At 35.5% G+C, this 17,986-nt stretch carries 18 protein-coding genes; all 18 read left to right on the top strand.

The genetic code is table 11. The annotated features are described in order from the left end of the window. Nucleotide 1 precedes the first annotated feature (1 nt). Nucleotides 2-1,396, top strand: coding sequence for a UDP-N-acetylmuramoyl-tripeptide--D-alanyl-D-alanine ligase (locus ACPLOV_RS06880; RefSeq protein ID WP_424910878.1), 1,395 nt, complete (start codon nt 2-4; stop codon nt 1,394-1,396). A 1-nt stretch (nt 1,397) separates the two neighbouring features. Then, nucleotides 1,398-2,360 (top strand): phospho-N-acetylmuramoyl-pentapeptide-transferase, encoded by a 963-nt coding sequence (gene mraY, locus ACPLOV_RS06885; RefSeq protein ID WP_424909397.1) that lies wholly within the window; start codon nt 1,398-1,400, stop codon nt 2,358-2,360. Between the two features lie 20 nt (nt 2,361-2,380). Further along, nucleotides 2,381-3,745, top strand: a complete 1,365-nt coding sequence (gene murD / locus ACPLOV_RS06890; RefSeq protein ID WP_424910879.1) for a UDP-N-acetylmuramoyl-L-alanine--D-glutamate ligase — start codon at nt 2,381-2,383, stop codon at nt 3,743-3,745. 12 nt (nt 3,746-3,757) lie between these two features. Then, nucleotides 3,758-4,855 (top strand): stage V sporulation protein E, encoded by a 1,098-nt coding sequence (gene spoVE / locus ACPLOV_RS06895; RefSeq protein ID WP_424910880.1) that lies wholly within the window; start codon nt 3,758-3,760, stop codon nt 4,853-4,855. 5 nt (nt 4,856-4,860) lie between these two features. Beyond that, nucleotides 4,861-5,979 (top strand): undecaprenyldiphospho-muramoylpentapeptide beta-N-acetylglucosaminyltransferase, encoded by a 1,119-nt coding sequence (murG, locus tag ACPLOV_RS06900; protein ID WP_424910881.1) that lies wholly within the window; start codon nt 4,861-4,863, stop codon nt 5,977-5,979. Nucleotides 5,980-6,108: 129 nt separating this feature from the next. Beyond that, nucleotides 6,109-7,494: a UDP-N-acetylmuramate--L-alanine ligase gene (gene murC / locus ACPLOV_RS06905; protein ID WP_424910882.1), complete on the top strand. Its 1,386-nt coding sequence runs from the start codon at nt 6,109-6,111 to the stop codon at nt 7,492-7,494. A 34-nt stretch (nt 7,495-7,528) separates the two neighbouring features. Beyond that, nucleotides 7,529-8,791: a UDP-N-acetylglucosamine 1-carboxyvinyltransferase gene (gene murA, locus ACPLOV_RS06910; RefSeq protein WP_424909392.1), complete on the top strand. Its 1,263-nt coding sequence runs from the start codon at nt 7,529-7,531 to the stop codon at nt 8,789-8,791. Between the two features lie 41 nt (nt 8,792-8,832). Then, complete coding sequence (locus tag ACPLOV_RS06915) at nt 8,833-9,591, top strand: cell division protein FtsQ/DivIB (RefSeq protein WP_424909391.1); 759 nt, start codon at nt 8,833-8,835, stop codon at nt 9,589-9,591. A 43-nt stretch (nt 9,592-9,634) separates the two neighbouring features. Further along, a complete protein-coding gene (locus ACPLOV_RS06920; RefSeq protein ID WP_424909390.1) occupies nt 9,635-10,363 on the top strand; it encodes a DUF881 domain-containing protein in 729 nt (242 codons plus the stop codon). Between the two features lies 1 nt (nt 10,364). After that, nucleotides 10,365-10,712 (top strand): DUF1290 domain-containing protein, encoded by a 348-nt coding sequence (locus tag ACPLOV_RS06925; protein ID WP_068748202.1) that lies wholly within the window; start codon nt 10,365-10,367, stop codon nt 10,710-10,712. Between the two features lie 78 nt (nt 10,713-10,790). Then, the gene (gene ftsA, locus ACPLOV_RS06930; protein WP_424910883.1) at nt 10,791-12,008 is read left to right on the top strand and encodes a cell division protein FtsA; all 1,218 of its coding nucleotides are present in this window, start codon (nt 10,791-10,793) and stop codon (nt 12,006-12,008) included. A 20-nt stretch (nt 12,009-12,028) separates the two neighbouring features. Then, nucleotides 12,029-13,078: a cell division protein FtsZ gene (ftsZ, locus tag ACPLOV_RS06935; RefSeq protein ID WP_068748082.1), complete on the top strand. Its 1,050-nt coding sequence runs from the start codon at nt 12,029-12,031 to the stop codon at nt 13,076-13,078. 137 nt (nt 13,079-13,215) lie between these two features. Beyond that, the gene (locus ACPLOV_RS06940) at nt 13,216-14,106 is read left to right on the top strand and encodes a sigma-E processing peptidase SpoIIGA (protein WP_424909998.1); all 891 of its coding nucleotides are present in this window, start codon (nt 13,216-13,218) and stop codon (nt 14,104-14,106) included. A gap of 50 nt (nt 14,107-14,156) precedes the next feature. Next, complete coding sequence (gene sigE / locus ACPLOV_RS06945; protein WP_424910904.1) at nt 14,157-14,885, top strand: RNA polymerase sporulation sigma factor SigE; 729 nt, start codon at nt 14,157-14,159, stop codon at nt 14,883-14,885. A 77-nt stretch (nt 14,886-14,962) separates the two neighbouring features. After that, nucleotides 14,963-15,736, top strand: coding sequence for an RNA polymerase sporulation sigma factor SigG (gene sigG, locus ACPLOV_RS06950; RefSeq protein WP_424910884.1), 774 nt, complete (start codon nt 14,963-14,965; stop codon nt 15,734-15,736). Between the two features lie 14 nt (nt 15,737-15,750). Continuing rightward, a complete protein-coding gene (locus tag ACPLOV_RS06955) occupies nt 15,751-15,903 on the top strand; it encodes a hypothetical protein (protein WP_424910885.1) in 153 nt (50 codons plus the stop codon). A gap of 94 nt (nt 15,904-15,997) precedes the next feature. Further along, entirely contained in the window at nt 15,998-16,249 is a 252-nt protein-coding gene (locus ACPLOV_RS06960) for a YlmC/YmxH family sporulation protein (protein ID WP_424910886.1), read from the top strand. 75 nt (nt 16,250-16,324) lie between these two features. Further along, nucleotides 16,325-17,980, top strand: a complete 1,656-nt coding sequence (locus ACPLOV_RS06965; RefSeq protein ID WP_424910887.1) for a radical SAM protein — start codon at nt 16,325-16,327, stop codon at nt 17,978-17,980. Nucleotides 17,981-17,986 lie beyond the last annotated feature (6 nt).

The following is a 17,986-nucleotide window of genomic DNA, read 5'->3' on the forward strand; positions in this document are numbered from 1 at the left end:
AGTGAAAGTTTTAGATTTATTAGAAGTAGTTAATGCGGTTAAAGGTAATATTTTTAAAAATTATAAAAGAACGATTACCGGCGTTTCAATAGATAGCAGAACGATAAACAAAGGAGATTTATTTATACCGATTAGAGGAGAAAACCATGATGGTCATGATTTTATAAAAGAGGCATTTGATAAAGGTGCGGCAGCAAGTTTATGCGAAGAAGAATCAAGGGATAAAGTTAAAGATCTTGCCGAAAAAGAATTTCCAATTGTATTAGTAAAAGACAGTAAAATTGCTCTTCTTGATTTGGCAGGTTACTATCGAAAGCAATTTCCAGTACCTTTTATAGCCATCACTGGAAGTGTGGGCAAAACTACTACAAAGGAACTTACCGCTTCTATTTTATCCACAAAATACAAAGTAATAAAAAATGAAGGAAATTTTAATAATGAGATTGGGCTTCCTCTAACCTTATTTAATCTGGAAGCCCACCATGATTTTGGTGTTTTGGAGATGGGGATGAGCGGTTTAGGAGAAATCCGAAGGATGTCATCTATTGTGGAACCAGAAATAGCGATTATTACCAACATTGGAGTGTCACATATAGAAAAATTAGGGTCAAAGGAAAACATAGCTAAAGCAAAGCTGGAAGTTGTAGAATTTTTAAAAGATGACGGGGTATTGATATTAAATGCAGATAGCCCGGAATTATATGCTAAAAAAGGTCATATTCCTAAAAAAGTAATTTATTTTGGTGTGGAAAAAGGAGAAGTGAAAGGGAAAAACCCTCGTTTCTTGGAAGACGGGGGAATGGAATTTGAAATAGAAGGCATTTTTGGAAATCATTTATTTAAAATACCTCTTTTAGGATTGCACAATGTGTATAATGCCATTGCTGCCATCACTGCAGGTTTTATAATCGGGCTGGAGGCAGAAAGGATTCAGGAAGGGCTTTCAAGGGTTTCAAGCACAAAGAGACGATTGGAATTTAAAAAGACGAATACGGGGAAAGTTATCATCGATGACTGCTATAATGCCAGCCCTGATTCAATGAAAGCTGCCTTAGAAGTACTTGAAAAAGTAGGAACGCGTAAAACTAAAGCAGCCGTTTTAGGAGATATGCTGGAACTGGGGGATATTTCGACAGATGCCCATTTAGAAGTAGGAGCCTTTGTAGCAGCGAAGGTGGATAAACTTATTGCTGTAGGGGAAAGAGCAAAGAATATTGCGGAGGGAGCTATAAAAAATGGATTATCCCGGGAGAAAGTATATTACTTTAACAATAAAAAAGATATTGAAGAAGAAAAAATTCTCGATTTGTTAAAGGATATAGATATCATTCTGGTAAAGGCGTCCAGAGCGATGAAATTCGAAGACATAGTAAATATGCTAATCAGGAGGTTTTAAAATGATCTACCTTTTTTTTGCTGCAGCTACAGCCTTTACAATTGTTGCAGTTGCCGGTAATTTTGTAATCCCCGCGCTTACTTATCTGAAATTCGGGCAAACGGTAAGGCAGGATGGACCCAAAAGACATTTAAAAAAAATGGGAACTCCGACAATGGGAGGAATAATGATAATCCCGGCAATAATAATTGCAACGATTATTTTTTCAGGAATAAATAAAAATTCTTTGCTTGCGGTAATAGCTGCTGCTGGCTTTGGATTAATAGGATTTTTGGATGATTATATCAAGGTAGTAAAAAAAAGATCTTTGGGATTGAGAGCCAGCCAAAAAATTTTGATGCAATTGCTACTTTCAGTAATAATCACCCTTTATGCATATTATATATTTCCGGGTGATTCCAGGGTTTTATTCCCTTTTTTAAATAAACCGGTAGATTTGGGATTATTCTACATACCCTTTAATTTATTTATTGTTTTGGGAGTTGTCAACAGTGTAAATTTAACCGACGGTTTGGACGGTCTCGTTTCCGGCATTATGTTAATTATAAGCTTTTTTTACACTTTAATAGGACTGTATTTCGGTTCCCATGAGATATCATTTTATTCAGCTTCAATTAGCGGGGCGGCCCTGGGCTTTTTACTCTATAATCATTACCCTGCAAAGGTATTTATGGGAGATACGGGTTCTTTGGGGTTTGGAGGAGCTTTAGCCTTTTTAGCAATTTCAACAAAAACGCAGTTTTATCTTTTGTTTTTTGGTTTTATACTGGTAATGGAAACCCTTTCGGTAATTATTCAGGTCCTTTACTTCAGGGCAACGGGGAAGAGAATATTCAAAATGGCTCCTCTTCATCACCATTTTGAATTGTGCGGACTGAGTGAAATAAAAGTAGTTTTGTTTTTTTGGGCCATTGCATTACTGTCCTGTTCAATTGGGTATTATATATTTAACCTGTCGTTTTAAAAATTTTGGGGGGACTATTTATGGATGTAAAGGATAAGAAGGTTCTGGTAGTAGGATTAGCCAGGAGCGGTACGGCAGCCTGTGAAGAATTATTAAAAATGGGGGCAAAAGTAACTGCAACGGACATAAAAAAAGAAGAAGAACTGAAAGAAGTTATTAAAAAATTTGAAGGTAAAGAAATAAAATTTATCCTTGGGCATCATCCGTTGAGCCTTTTAGATGATGTGGATTTTATCGTGGCAAGCCCCGGAGTTCCGCTGGATATTGAACTTTTTCAAAAGGCGAGGGGGAAAAACATACCCGTAATAAGTGAACTGGAACTGGGATATATGTTTAACAAAGCGCCTATTATTGCGGTAACCGGAACAAATGGTAAGACTACAACTACCACGTTAATAGGAGAAATACTAAAAAATGATGGCAAAAATATTTCTGTAGCAGGCAACATTGGAATACCTTTTATTCAGGAAGCGGATAAAAAAGGGATTAAAGATTTCCTTGTCCTGGAAGTTAGCAGTTTTCAACTGGAAAATATTATAAGCTTTAGACCTCATATTGCAGTGATTTTAAATATTACAGAAGATCACTTAAATTACCATAAAACCTTTGACAACTACATAAGGGCAAAAGCAAGAATCTTTGAGAATCAAACCGAAGAAGATTATTTAGTATTAAATTATGATGATCCAATTGTATTTTCATTATCCAAATATGCTAAAAGCAAGATTATTTATTTTAGCAGAAAAGAAGAATTAAGTCAGGGAGTTTTTGTGAAAAATGGAGTTATTGTTATAAAGGAAAACCAGGAAATTTTACCCATTTTAAAGGCAAAAGAAGTAGGGATAAAAGGCTCTCATAATTTAGAAAACGCTTTGGCGTCAGTAGCGGCATGCTGGGCGGCAAGAACAAATCTTAATACAATGGCTGAATCTTTAAGAGATTTCAAAGGAGTAGAACATCGTTTGGAGTACGTCGACACCATAGACGGGGTAAAATTCATTAATGATTCAAAGGGGACGAATCCGGATGCTGCGTTAAAAGCTTTAGAGGCCATTGAAGATCCCATTATTCTTATTGCAGGAGGATACGACAAAAATGCTGATTTTAAACCCTTTGTTAAAGCTTTTTCGGGGAAAGTAAAAAAAGCAATATTGATTGGTCAGACGGCGGATAAAATAGAAAAGGCCGCCAGGGAGGAAGGGTTTTACCAAATTGAAAAGGCATCTACTTTAAAAGAAGCTGTGGAGATGGCTAAAAATTCAGCATCTCCCGGGGATACGGTATTGCTATCTCCTGCATGCGCCAGCTGGGATATGTTCTTAAATTTTGAAGAGAGGGGAAAGGTTTTTAAGGAAGCGGTTTATTCTTTAAGAGAAAGGGTATAAGGAGGTATAGATATGAAATACAAAAGGCCTCCTGATTTTACTTTTTTAATGTGCGTACTTATCCTTCTGTGTTTTGGAATAGTAATGGTATTTAGTTCCAGCAGTGCCTGGGCTTATTATCAATACAAAGATAGCTTATATTTCTTAAAGAAGCAATTACTCTGGTCTTTATTCGGTGTAATAGCAATGGTGTATTTTTTAAATTTTGATTACAGGAAAATCAAAAAGATAGCATTTCCTCTACTTTTGTTAAATTACCTTTTGCTGATTTTAGTTTTGATTCCGGGTATTGGAGTTAAAATTAATGAAGCCAGAAGGTGGATCGGTGTGGGCTTTTTTTCTATACAGCCCTCCGAAGTAGCCAAACTGGCATTGATTATATATTTTTCCAGTTATTTAGAAAAACGGATGGACACTATTGAAAACTTTTTTAAAGGTGTTTTGCCTGTTTTAATCATTATGGCTACTACTTGTGCGCTGGTGCTTATCGAACCCCACCTCTCAGCGACCGTAGTAATTGCAGTATTAACCATGATGCTTCTATTTGTAGCCGGAATGAGGTTTACCCATATATTATCTTTAATGGTAATAGGAGCAGCGGTTGCAATAAAGCTGGCATACGGCAAAGAGTACAGGGTAAGAAGGTTAACATCATTTTTAAATCCATGGGAAGATGTCAGGGGAAAGGGATATCATATAGTCCAATCATTGTTTGCTTTAAGTTCGGGAGGACTTTTAGGCGTAGGTTTAGGCCACAGTAGACAAAAATTTTTCTATTTACCCGAGCCCCAAACGGACTTCATTTTTGCTATAATAGGAGAAGAACTGGGTTTCATAGGTGCTGTATTTGTAATAATAGTTTTCGCAATTTTAATCTGGAGAGGTTTTAAAATAGCCATAAACTCTCCTGATGCCTTTGGGAAATTTCTTGCTACCGGTATAATATGCCAGATAGCTATTCAATTTTTGATTCATGTAGCTGTTGTAACAGCATCTTTACCCGTTACGGGTATGCCGTTACCTTTTATAAGTTACGGTGGCTCTTCCTTAGTAATGACCCTTATTGAAGCGGGGATAATATTAAATATTTCAAGATTTACGGAGGCTTAAACACAATGAGAAAAAAGGTTCTCTTTGCGGGAGGCGGAACGGGAGGACATATATATCCTTCAATAGCTATTGCAAAAGGGCTTATGAGCAAATTGGAAGATATCGAAGCGGTTTTTGTAGGTACCGAAAGAGGAATGGAAAAAGAACTCGTACCTATGGCTGGTTTTAGATTGGAAAAAATAAGGGTAAAAGGATTTAAAAGAAGGATTTCTATAGATACTCTTGTTACATTAAAAGAAATGGTTTTAGGAGGTTTTGATGCCATAAGGATTTTGAGAAGGGAAAAGCCTGATCTGGTAATAGGTACGGGCGGTTATGTTGCCGGACCCGTTGTTTTTTTTGCTGCCCTTATGGGAATACCCACTTTGATTCATGAACAAAATGTAAAACCCGGTATAACTAATAGGATACTCGGTAAGTTTGTGGACAAGATAGCTATCAGTTTTGCTGAGTCGGTAAAATACTTTCCATCGGGGAAATGCGTTTTAACAGGTAATCCCGTGAGACCGGAGATAATTTATGCGGATAAGAGAACTGCTTCGGAAATTTTGAATATAAACAGCAATATTCCGTTAGTACTCTCTTTTGGTGGAAGTCAGGGTGCAAAAAAAATAAATGAAGCAATAATGGACCTGATAGTAAAAATAAAGGATAAAATAGAGTTTCAATTACTTCACATTACGGGGAAAAATAATTACGATGTATTTCTAAAAGAGTTGGAAATAAGAGGAATAAATTGGGATAGGTTTGGACACATTAAAATAAAACCCTATCTTTATAATATGCAAGATGCTTTGGCCTGCGCAGATTTGGTGGTTTCCAGAGCGGGAGCTATAACAATTTCGGAAATAACGGTGTGTGGAAAGCCCTCAATCCTTATACCCTTACCTTCTGCTGCGGATAACCACCAGGATTTCAATGCAAGGTATTTAGAAAAAAACAATGCTGCATTGGTAATTGAAGAAAGGTTTTTGAATGGTGAAATTTTATACAGGTATATAAAGGAAATTCTTGGCGATAAAAATAGATATAAAAAAATGGCACAGGCCAGTAAAGAACTGGGAAAGCCGGATGCATTAAATAAAATTGTGGAGATTGCGATAGGACTTCTCTACAAAAAATAAGTAAATTTTCCCATACAGAGTTATGGCATTTTGTGTTAGTATATGTAACATGGAGCAATTTGAAGGCATATTATAATAAATATAGAATTTTTAATGCTTTACATTGAGTTTCGGAAGGAGAGAAGGGTGTTGATCGGCAATTTTAGACATATTCATTTCATAGGAATCGGTGGTTCCGGTATGAGCGCAATAGCTAAAATTCTTTTGGAGATGGGTTACGAGGTCTCGGGTTCGGATATTAAATATTCGGAAATACTGAATAAACTTCAAAATCAGGGGGCAAAGGTGTTTATAGGGCATGACTCACAAAATGTAAAAGGGGCAGATCTCGTAGTAGTGTCATCTGCAATCCCCCAAAGCAATCCTGAATACATGGAAGCACAAAAGCAAAATATAACAATACTTCACAGAGCAGACATTTTAAGCTTATTAATGAAACAAAAAAAAGGAATAGCTATCTCTGGAGCTCATGGAAAAACAACTACTACTTCCATGATTTCTTTAATTTTAGAAAAAAATGGGTATCAACCCACCGTGCTCATTGGGGGAGAATTAAATGACATAGGTGGGAATGCAATCTTAGGAAAAGGGGAATTTCTGGTGGCTGAAGCAGACGAGAGCGATGGTTCATTTTTAAAATTAAGGCCTTATGTGGCAGTTGTTACAAATATCGAAAATGACCATTTAGATTATTACAAAAATATGGAAAATATGAAGAAGGCATTTATAAATTTTATTGAGAACGTCAAAGAAGATGGTTTTGCTTTTTTATGCGTGGATAATGACAACGTAAGGGATATATTACCCGGCATAAAAAAGAAAATATTCACATATGGAATGAAGTACAATGCCGATTATATGCCCAAGGACATTGTATTAAAGGGGATTTCTTCAATTTTTGGTGTATATTATAAGGGAAAATATTTAGGAGATATTGAACTTAATGTTCCGGGAATTCATAATGTATATAATGCCACAGCAGCTGTGGGGGTAGGGCACCAGCTGGGAATAAATATTAAAGATATAGCTTCAGCTCTAAAAACTTTTAAAGGAGCTCAAAGAAGATTTCAAAGCATCGGTGAAGTTAACGGTATAAAAATTTTTGATGATTATGCTCATCATCCCACTGAAATTAAGGTGGTATTAAAAACGGCGAGACTTTTAAATCCAAGAAGGATATATGCTGTTTTTCAACCTCACAGGTATACGAGAACCAAATTATTGGCAGATGAATTTGGAACCGCTTTTTTTGATGCTGATGAGGTGATTGTCACCAAACTTTACAGTGCGGGAGAAGAACCAATTCCTATGGTGTCATCACACCTAATTGTGGATGCCTTAAAAAAGAATAATGTAAATGTAAAGTATATTGAAGAAAAAGAAGATGTGATTGATTTTCTTATAAACAAATTGGTTCCCGGTGATTTAGTAATTACAATTGGTGCAGGAGATATAAACAAAGTTTCCTATGAACTATTAAAATCCCTTGAACTAGCTATGCGTGATGTGGGATAAAATTTAATTCCGCTAAAATGCGGAGGTGAAAATAGTGGGGGCATTTCTTATAAACGGGGGCAATAGATTGGAGGGCAAATTAAAAGTTCAGGGTTCAAAGAATGCCAGCTTACCAATACTTGCCGCTACAATATTGAACTCCAATAAAAATGTAATAAAAAATATGCCGGATATCATAGATATTTCGGTAATGATGAGTATTTTAAGAATACTTGGTGCAAAAGTTTTAAGAATAGATGATGGAGTTATGGTGGACACTTCAAATGTAGACAAATGGGAAGTTCCGGAAATTCTTATGAGGAAAATGCGTTCTTCCATAATATTGATGGGTCCCTTACTTGCTAAATTTGGGAGGGTGAGAGTGTCATACCCGGGAGGATGTGAAATAGGGCCAAGGCCTATAGATCTTCATCTTAAAGGCCTTGCTGCCCTGGGGGTAGAAATTAAAGAAGGTTACGGTTTTATTACTGCTGAAGCAGGAAAATTAAAAGGAAACGATATTCACCTTGATTTTCCAAGCGTTGGAGCAACGGAAAATTTAATGATAGCAGCGGCCCTGGCCGAGGGTAGGACGATAATAAGGAATGCTGCAAAAGAACCGGAAATAATTGATTTACAGAATTTTCTGAATAGAATGGGTTGCCAGATAAGAGGAGCAGGAACGGATACCATAAAGATTACAGGCTGCAAAATAGAAGATTTAAAGCCTGTTGATGAATATAGTGTTATACCGGACAGGATTGCGGCGGGTACTTATCTTATAGCCTGTGCAGCGACCAAGGGGCACGTAATATTAGAAAATGTAATTAGTGAACATATAGAACCCCTTCTGGCAAAAATGAGAGAGATGGGATGCAATATAAATTCTTATAATGATAGAATTGAATTGTCGGCAGAAAGACCTCTGAAGGCTTTGGAGAATTTAAGGACACTTCCTTATCCTGGATTTCCCACTGATTTACAGGCTCCAATGATGTCTCTTTTATCAATTGCAGAAGGTACCTCAGTGATTATTGAAACGATATTTGAAAATAGATTTAAACATGCAGAAGAACTCAGGAGAATGGGTGCCAATATAAAAATAAACGGGAATACGGCAATAATTACAGGTGTAAAAAAACTTACGGGAGCCGTGGTGGAAGCAAAAGATTTAAGGGCAGGGGCAGCTTTAGTGATTGCAGGATTGTGTGCCGAAGGTACTACGGTGGTAGAAGGGGTTAGTCATATTGAAAGGGGTTACGAAAACTTTGATAGAAACCTGCAAAACCTGGGAGCAAGGATTACCAGAATAGATTAAATTGCCCCTTTTTTGTAAAAGGAGGAAGGACAAGTTATTTTATGGGGTACAATGATTTTAACAAAGGTAAAAAAAAGAAGGGTAACCTGAAAAATCTATTGAGAATAATAGCCTTTTTTTGTATAATTACATTAATTTACTGGGTTTCGAATTTGTATTTAAAAATAGAAAGTATTGAAATTACAGGAAATCAAAATATTAAAACCGAAATTATTGAAGAAAAATTATCCTACCTGAAAGAGAAAAACCTTTTAACTATTAGACCAAGAATTATCGAAAAAAGTTTATTAGATTCCCTTCCCTTAGAAGAGGCAAAGATATCAGTTAAATTTCCAAATACTGTTTTGGTAAAAATCAAAGAAAGAAATATTACAGCGGCGTTACCTTTCAATTCTGATTTTCTTCTTTTAGATGTTATGGGAAATGTTATTAAGATCGATTCGGATATAAAAAACTATTCGGTGCCTATCATAACAGGAATTACGGTAAAACAGGCTGAAATAGGAAGAATACCGATATTCCAGGAGGAAGAGGGAGTATTTTCAAGTACTTTTGAAGTTTTAAAAGGAATTTTACCAATCCTGAATCAAATTGTAGAAATTCATGCCGAAAAAGCCGATGAAGGCACGAATTTTTTTATTTATACTGTAGATGGAATAAGAATTTGTTTTAATCAAAACAGGTTAAAGCAAAATAATTTAAGAAACTTGCCGAATATTTTAGAGGATATAAGAAAAAACAGCAGGGGTAGGGGAGAAATAGACCTGAATCAAGATATTCCCGTTTTTAGACCCTATTAATTTCTATTAATTTCTTTTTTAGAACTAAGGAGGAAAAGTTTAAATGCGAGAAAAGTTAAGAGCAAATATTATGATTGCAATTATATGTTTTATATTGGGTTTTATGCTCGTTACACAATTTAGAAGCACTGAAAAAAGCGGTAGCGCCATTACCTCGCTACAAAGGGTTCAGGAACTTACGGCACAACTGAAGAGTTTAATGGATGAGAAAGAAAAACTTCAGGGAGAAGTGAAGGAGCTTAGAAATAGACTCACCGAATATGAAAATTCAGCATCAAAGATCAGCGGTGTTACGGAAGCAATGAAAAAAGAACTTTTAAGGGCGAGGATGGTGGCGGGTCTGGTAGAGGGCTATGGACCGGGTATTACGATCACCTTAGATGATAGTAATGTTCCCAGACAACCCGGAGAAGACCCCAATTTATTCTTAATCCACGATGAAGATATATTAAAGGTTGTAAATGAGTTGTTCGCTGCAGGGGCAGAAGCGGTATCGGTTAATGGGCAGAGGATAATTGCCACTACTGAAATAAGGTGTGTTGGGCCAACAATTATTATTAATTCCATCAGGATGGCTCCGCCTTTCACTATTGATGCGATTGGGGATCCTGAATATCTCGAGAGTTCGATGAAAATGAGAGGTGGTATTATAGAATCCCTCCAGGTTTTTGGAATACAGGTCAGCATCAAGAAACAGGAAAAAATTTACATGCCTGCATATACAGGGCCAATCCAATTTAAATATTTTGTTCCGGAGAAAGCGGGTGAATAATGTGCTTCTACCTCTAATTGGATTATTACTGGGTATTATAATAGGACTTGTTTATCCCATATATATTCCCGTTAATTATGCACCGTATGTTTCTATCGCCGTACTTGCCGCATTGGATTCGGTTTTTGGGGGATTAAAGGCTGTAGGTGAAAATAATTTTGATGTATACGTATTTATAACTGGTTTCTTTACAAATGCTTTACTTGCCGGGTTCCTGGCTTATATAGGAGATAGGCTTGGAATTCCAATATATTTGGCTGCTATTTTTGTATTTGGTGTACGTATATTCCAGAATTTAGCTATTATTCGTCGGGATTTTTTGAACAAATTTTTAAAAAATCAAAAATAATTTTTTATAAAAAAGGAAATTACGCATAAATGTGGAATAATTTTAATATGCCTTACCCAAAAAAGGGGAGGTGAAGGCTTGGCAAGAAATGAAATAATAACTGGAATTGATCTGGGAAGCTCCAAGGTGTGCTGTTTAGTTGCAGAAATAAATGAATCCGGGAATATTGATATTCTTGGATATGGTATTTCTCCATCCTCCTATTTGAAAAAAGGCAATGTGGTTAACATAGAAGGTTTGACCAGGTCGATTAACGATGCGGTTAATCAAGCTGAAACAATGGCCAACCTTAAAATTGAAGAAGCTGTGGTAGGGCTCTCTTTGATGAACGTAGATATTTTAAGAAATAAAGGGGTAGTAGCAATACCCAAAAGTACCAGTGAAATTACCGGTCAGGATGTAGAAAGGGTTATACAGGCTGCAAAAATTCTTGCAATTTCTCCCGACAGGGATGTGGTTCAGGTAATTCCGAGAGAATTTATAGTTGATGGTTGTGAGGGTATTAATGACCCTGTAGGGATGGTTGGGACAAGGCTTGAGGTTGATTCTTATATTATAACGGCTCCGATAACCGTTATGCAAAATATTCAGAAATGCTTTCAAAGAGCAGGTATTTTAATCCATAATATTTATTTAAAACCCTTTGCAGTAAAAAAAATATTATTATCCTGGGATGAAATTGAAATGGGAGTAGCTCTGATAGATGTAGGAGCTACAATTACCGAAATAGCAGTTTTTAAAGGAAACGATATTGTAAAGTACGCTACATTGCCTGTAGGAGGAGATTATATTACAAACGATATTGCTGTTGGATTGAGGCTACCTTTTAATTATGCCGAAATCATTAAAAGACGATATGCCTGCGCCCAGGAAAGCTTGGCTTCTGAAAAGCAGGAAATTGAAATTCAAAGCATAGGAGAAGTTTCTACAAGAAGGATTAACCAAAAAGAATTGGCTTCGATTATTGAACCCAGGGTTCATGAAATAATAAGCCTGATAAAAAGAGAACTGGAATTTGATAATCAAAAGATTAATTTAGCTGCAGGTGGAGTAATAACGGGTAGCGGTTTGCTTCCCATAAGAGGTGCGATCGACCTGGCACAAAAAATATTAGGTATGCCTCTAAGAGGCGGCAAAACTGAAATGTACGGCTATGATCAAACATTTACCGTTTGTTTGGGGCTTTTGAGCAGTGTTATTTCTTCTATTAATTTTAACAGGAAAATTATAGAAAAACAAAAGCAAAGAGTTTCTTTTTTAGAAAGGGCAAAAAGGTTTTTAAGAGAATATTTTTAGCAGCTCAAGGGGGTAATAAAGTGCTAGAATTTGATGTACCTTTACAGCAGTTTGCAAATATAAAGGTTATTGGGATTGGTGGTGGCGGTAATAATGCCGTAAACAGGATGATTGACGCCGGTTTAAAAGGAGTAGAATTTATAGCAATTAATACCGATGCTCAGGCACTTTATCTGTCAAAGGCTGACAAAAAAATACAAATAGGAGAAAAATTGACAAAAGGACTCGGTGCCGGCGCAAATCCCGATATCGGTAGAAAAGCTGCAGAAGAGAGTAAGGCAGAAATCGAAGAAGCAATTAAAGGAGCTGACATGATATTTATTACCGCAGGCATGGGGGGAGGAACGGGCACGGGAGCAGCACCAATTGTCGCTGAAATTTCCAAAAATATGGGAATTTTAACCGTAGGAGTTGTAACAAAGCCCTTTACTTTTGAAGGAAGGCGCAGAATGGCTCATGCTGAAATGGGAATAAACAATTTAAAGGCATGCGTTGATACGCTCATTACTATACCGAACGACCGACTGCTATCAATTGCAGAAAAAAAGACATCTATACTGGAAGCCTTTAGAATAGCCGATGATATTTTAAGACAGGGTGTTCAGGGTATTTCGGACCTTATCGCTGTTCCGGGGTTGATAAATCTGGATTTTGCCGATGTCAGGACGATTATGATGGATACGGGTCTTGCCCATATGGGTATTGGCCGGGGAACCGGAGAGAACAGAGCCTTGGAGGCTGCAAAGCAGGCTGTATCAAGTCCTTTACTTGAGACTTCAATTGAAGGTGCTAAAGGAGTACTGTTAAATATTACGGGAAGCAGTAATTTGGGCATTTTAGAAGTAAATGAAGCTGCTGAATTTATTTCCGCAGCCGCTGATCCCGATGCTAATATTATTTTTGGTGCGGTAATCGACGAAAAATTACAGGATGAGATTAGGATAACGGTTATTGCCACGGGATTTGAACAAAAAGAAAAACTTCCTAAGCAGGAGGAAATAATAAATATTAATTTTGACGAAAGTGATCTTGAAATTCCTGCCTTCTTAAGACGGGGAAGAAAAAGATAAAAAAAGAGCGCATTATGCGCTCTTTTTTATTTTTTATTAAATTTAAAACGACATTTTTCTTTAATGTTTGTTGATAAAATTTATCATAAATACCTGAAAAAATGAATATATATTTTTTATAGCCGGGTAGTGAAAAAATGGTTATCTATATTGATGTTGTTTTTTTAATAAATATGTTTATGAATTTCATAATTTTGTGGGCTACTTCCTTTGTTCTTCAAAAAAAAATTAAGTTTTGGAAAATGCTTTTCGGGGCCTTCATTGGAAATTTAGCCTTAATAGAAATGCTGTTACCGGAAAAAATGAATTATTTAGGGAAAATAATAAAATTCCTACTGCCTTTTGCCGTGGTGATGACAAGTTTTAACCCCCGGAGCAAATTGGAGTTTTTTAGATTATTAATTGTTTTTATTTTTATGTCCTTTTTAACCGGGGCAATTACCTTAGCTTTTTATTATCTTTTTAATTTGGACTATGTATTTAACTATCCTATAATAAATAATATTTCGATAAAATGGTGGTTATTACTATTAACTACCATATTCATTGTCTTATTTTTAAAAGAAATATGGCCTAATTTTCTAAAAAAAGTGAATAAAGAAGATATGATCCTGGATATTCAATATACTTTGAATAACAGAAGTGGAAAGGCAAAAGCATTACTGGATACTGGACATGAATTAAAAGAACCGATAGATGGGCTTTTAGTAGTAATTATAGAATTAGAAAAAATTAGGGAGATTTTAGAACGTAAAGACTTTGATATAATAAAAAAATTTTATATAAATCCGGATTATAATAGTTTGGTAAATAATATCAGTGATGATATAAAAAAGAGATTGAGGATAATTCCCTATAAAACCATCGGTAATACGAACGGTATTCTACTTGGTATAAAGATAGATTTTTTAAAAATTTACTGGAAAGGAAAAACCTCAATTTTAGAAAATGTTATACTGGGATTATTTGAAGGAGCACTTTCCTCCGATGGTAGTTACAGAGCATTAATAAATTATGATTTTATATAAATAAAAAAAATAAAAAATTTAATCGTTCAGGGGGGAGATTTGTGTTTAGAATAATAATAGATTTTTTTAAAAATCACATTTATAGTATTAGGATTTTTATCAAGAGAAAACTTTTAAGATTTTTTAAAAAGCCGATTTATTATATCTCCGGAACAGAGACTTTACCACCACCTTTAACATTGGAGGAAGAAGCTCAGCTGCTAAAAAAATTGGAAGAAGGAGATTTTTCGGTAAGAAATGTATTGATTGAGAGAAATTTAAGATTGGTAGTATATATTGCGCGAAAATTTGAAAACACATATTGTCCCATTGAGGACCTGATATCCATCGGAACCATTGGACTTATTAAAGCGATAAACACCTACGATCCAACAAAAAGGATTAAGCTTGCCACATATGCCTCTAAATGTATTGAGAATGAAATTTTGATGTATTTGAGAAGGAATAATAAAAATACAGTGGAAGTTTCCATAGATGAACCTTTAAATACTGATTGGGATGGAAATGAATTGTTGCTTTCAGATATTCTTGGAACGGACGGTGAAATAATCTATAAAAGTATTGAAGAGGACGTGGAAAAGGAGTTGTTAGGAATTGCCCTGAAAAAGTTACCAAAAAGAGAGCGATCCATAATGGAACTCAGGTATGGGCTAAACGGAGGAAAAGAAAAAACGCAGAAAGAAGTTGCTGAAATCCTGGGAATCTCTCAATCATATATATCCAGATTGGAAAAAAGAATAATAAAAAGGTTAAAAAGAGAAATCGTAAGGATGATGTAAAAATTTTTAAAATGCATAAAAACTTCCCCCTCTGGCAAGAATTAAAATAAGAGAGTGGAAAGTTAGGGGGAAGTTTTATGAGTTTAAATAAAGTGGAAATATGCGGGGTGAATACTTCCAAGCTTCCGGTTTTATCCAACAGCAAAATGAAAGAACTCTTTTTAAAAGCTAAAAATGGAGATAAGGAAGCAAGAGAAAAATTAATTTACGGCAATTTAAGGCTGGTATTGAGCGTAATTCAAAGGTTTACTAATAGAGGGGAATATGTGGATGATTTATTTCAGGTTGGTTGTATTGGACTTATGAAGGCAATAGATAATTTTGATTTAAATCAAAATGTTAAATTTTCCACTTATGCAGTCCCCATGATTATCGGTGAGATCAGGAGATATTTAAGGGATAACAACCCAATCCGGGTAAGCCGTTCTTTGCGGGATGTAGCGTACAAAGCTTTGCAAATCAGGGATAATCTTGTCAATAAAAATTCCAGAGAGCCCTCTATAAATGAAATAGCAGAAGAAATGGAAGTTCCCCGGGAAGAAATAGTTTTAGCTTTGGACGCAATACAGGAACCCGTTTCTCTTTTTGAACCCATTTATCACGATGGAGGGGATCCCATATTTGTAATGGATCAAATTAGTGATGATAAAAATAACGATGAAAATTGGTTGAAAAGCATTGCTATAAAAGAGGCTATGCAGAAGTTAAATGAGCGGGAGAAAATGATTTTAATGATGAGGTTTTTTGAAGGGAAAACTCAAATGGAAGTAGCCCAGGAAATAGGTATCTCCCAGGCTCAGGTATCAAGGCTTGAAAAATCCGCACTAAAACATATGAGAAAGTACATTTAAAAGGGGTGAAAAAAGTGCTAAAAAGATTAATAGCGTTAGTACTGATAATGCTTATCTTCGTATTGTATTATTTAACTCCAAAATCCATTGTAGCCTATAACACAAACAATTTGAATTTTGATAATACCTCAAAGACAAAGGTAGTAATGCAAATAAAAGAAGAATGAAAGCCTCCTAAAAAGGCTTTTTATTTTTTCTCATTTTATAAAAGGCGGTTTAATAAAATATTTATTAGAACTTAGAAATAATGGAGGGAATTGTATGTTAAAAGCTACCGATTTGAGGCAAAAGGAGGTAATAAATATTTTTGATGGTAAAAAAATGGGATTTATAGTAGATATAGATATTGATACGGACTACGGGAAAATAAAATCTATTGTATTGCCCGGGGTTTCAAGAGGGTTTAATTTATTTTTGAGGAGTGAAGAAATTGAAATACCCTGGGAAAAGGTAAAAAAAATAGGAGAGGATGTAATACTTGTAGAATATCAGGATACATTAAAAAAAGGATAATAAGGCTTTAAAAGCCTTTTTATTTTTTGTATTAATGATTATAATTGAAGTGAAAGCAATAAGGGGGAATAAGTATTGCGCTGGGAAATAAAAAAGAAGTTACAGCAACTAAAAGATTCGGAGCTTCCTTTAATTCAGATTAAAGAGTATGGTTCTGCTTTGGTGAATTTTGCCCTGGTTTTTCCGAATACCTATAATATCGGCATGACGAATTTGGGATTTCATTCTATATACCGGGAAGTTAACAAAAGAAAAGATTCTCTATGCCATAGGGCTTTTTTCTTCGGCAAGGGGTTTAAACCTTACACCATTGAAGCGCAAAAGGAAATTTCTTCATATGATATTATAGGTTTTTCTATATCTTATGAGATGGATTATATAAATATCCTTGAAGTATTAAAGGAATCAAATATCCCTTTTCTTGCCCGGGACAGGGATTTCCCATTAGTTATGGCAGGAGGGCCTGCCGTTACATTTAATCCGGAACCTTTATCACAATTTTTTGATTTTTTCGTTATTGGTGAAGGGGAAGAGGTAATTCATGAGATAATGGAAGTGATGGAGGAAAATAAAACAGCAAAAAAAGAAGACGTATTAGAAATGCTTTCTCAAATAGAAGGGGTATACGTTCCGTTACTTTATAAGAAGGAAAGAGGCAGGATAAAGAAGCGCTATTTGAGAAATCTTAATGATTTTTTTACGGAAACCGCGGTATTTACAAAGAATAACGAGTTTAAGGATATGTTTTTGATTGAGATTTCCCGCGGTTGCGGTAGGAACTGCAGGTTCTGTATGGCCGGATATTGCTACAGAATTCCGAGGATAAGGGATTTAGAAGTTGTCCTGAAAAGGGCGGAGTTTGCCAAAAAATTTACTGACAAAGTGGGTCTTGTAGGGGCGGCGGTATCGGATTACCCGGATATTGAAAAACTTTCCCGGGAATTGATGAAAAGGAATATTAAGTTTTCTGTTTCCTCTTTAAGGGCTGATTCCTTGGTTACCCCTCTCCTTGAGGGCCTTTCTTTCAGCAATCATAAAACCCTCACCGTTGCGCCTGAAGCTGGATCGGAAAGGCTAAGGAAAATAATAAATAAAGGGATAAAAGAGGAAGACATTTATAAAGCGGCAGAGGGAGCATTTAAATTCGGAATAAAAAATCTGAAACTTTATTATATGGTAGGTATCCCTACCGAGAAAGATTCTGATATAGATGAGATGGTAGTTTTTTTAAAAAATCTGAAATACTTTATGATAAATATCGGGAATAAAACCGGGGAACTTACAGTCAGCATTAATCCTTTTATACCTAAACCCTTTACTCCCTTCCAATGGTTTGGTATGGAAAAAGAAAATATATTGGAAGAAAGGATAAACAGGATAAAAAGCACTTTAAAACCCTTGGGGATAAAGGTAATAAATGAAAGCCCGAGATTGTCCGTAATACAAGCATCTTTAGCAAGAGGAGATAAGGAGAGCGGGAATTTGATTTTAAAAGCCCACGAAAGAGGAGGCAAAACAACGGATTTTAAAAACATTGATATTAATGGGAAAGATATATATTTTTATGCCTATAGAAATTTAGATTTATACGAAGAACTACCCTGGGATATAATTAACATGGGATTTGATGAGGAGTTACTAAAAAGAGAATATAAAAAGGCTTTGAAAGAAGAAAGTACGAGCCCCTGCACTAAAGAAAAATGTAAATTATGTATGATCTGTGAAAAATGATTTTAC

The sequence above is a fragment of the Thermovenabulum sp. genome, assembly GCF_049723235.1.
Taxonomy (GTDB): domain Bacteria; phylum Bacillota; class Thermosediminibacteria; order Thermosediminibacterales; family Thermosediminibacteraceae; genus Thermovenabulum.

Excerpts from the sequence above, each read along its gene's own strand:
- mraY (WP_424909397.1), top strand. The coding sequence starts at position 1,398 with ATGATCTACCTTTTTTTTGCTGCAGCTACAGCCTTTACAATTGTTGCA.
- murD (WP_424910879.1), top strand. The coding sequence starts at position 2,381 with ATGGATGTAAAGGATAAGAAGGTTCTGGTAGTAGGATTAGCCAGGAGC.
- spoVE (WP_424910880.1), top strand. The coding sequence starts at position 3,758 with ATGAAATACAAAAGGCCTCCTGATTTTACTTTTTTAATGTGCGTACTT.
- murG (WP_424910881.1), top strand. The coding sequence starts at position 4,861 with ATGAGAAAAAAGGTTCTCTTTGCGGGAGGCGGAACGGGAGGACATATA.
- ACPLOV_RS06915 (WP_424909391.1), top strand. The coding sequence starts at position 8,833 with ATGGGGTACAATGATTTTAACAAAGGTAAAAAAAAGAAGGGTAACCTG.
- ACPLOV_RS06920 (WP_424909390.1), top strand. The coding sequence starts at position 9,635 with ATGCGAGAAAAGTTAAGAGCAAATATTATGATTGCAATTATATGTTTT.
- ACPLOV_RS06940 (WP_424909998.1), top strand. The coding sequence starts at position 13,216 with ATGGTTATCTATATTGATGTTGTTTTTTTAATAAATATGTTTATGAAT.
- sigG (WP_424910884.1), top strand. The coding sequence starts at position 14,963 with ATGAGTTTAAATAAAGTGGAAATATGCGGGGTGAATACTTCCAAGCTT.
- ACPLOV_RS06960 (WP_424910886.1), top strand. The coding sequence starts at position 15,998 with ATGTTAAAAGCTACCGATTTGAGGCAAAAGGAGGTAATAAATATTTTT.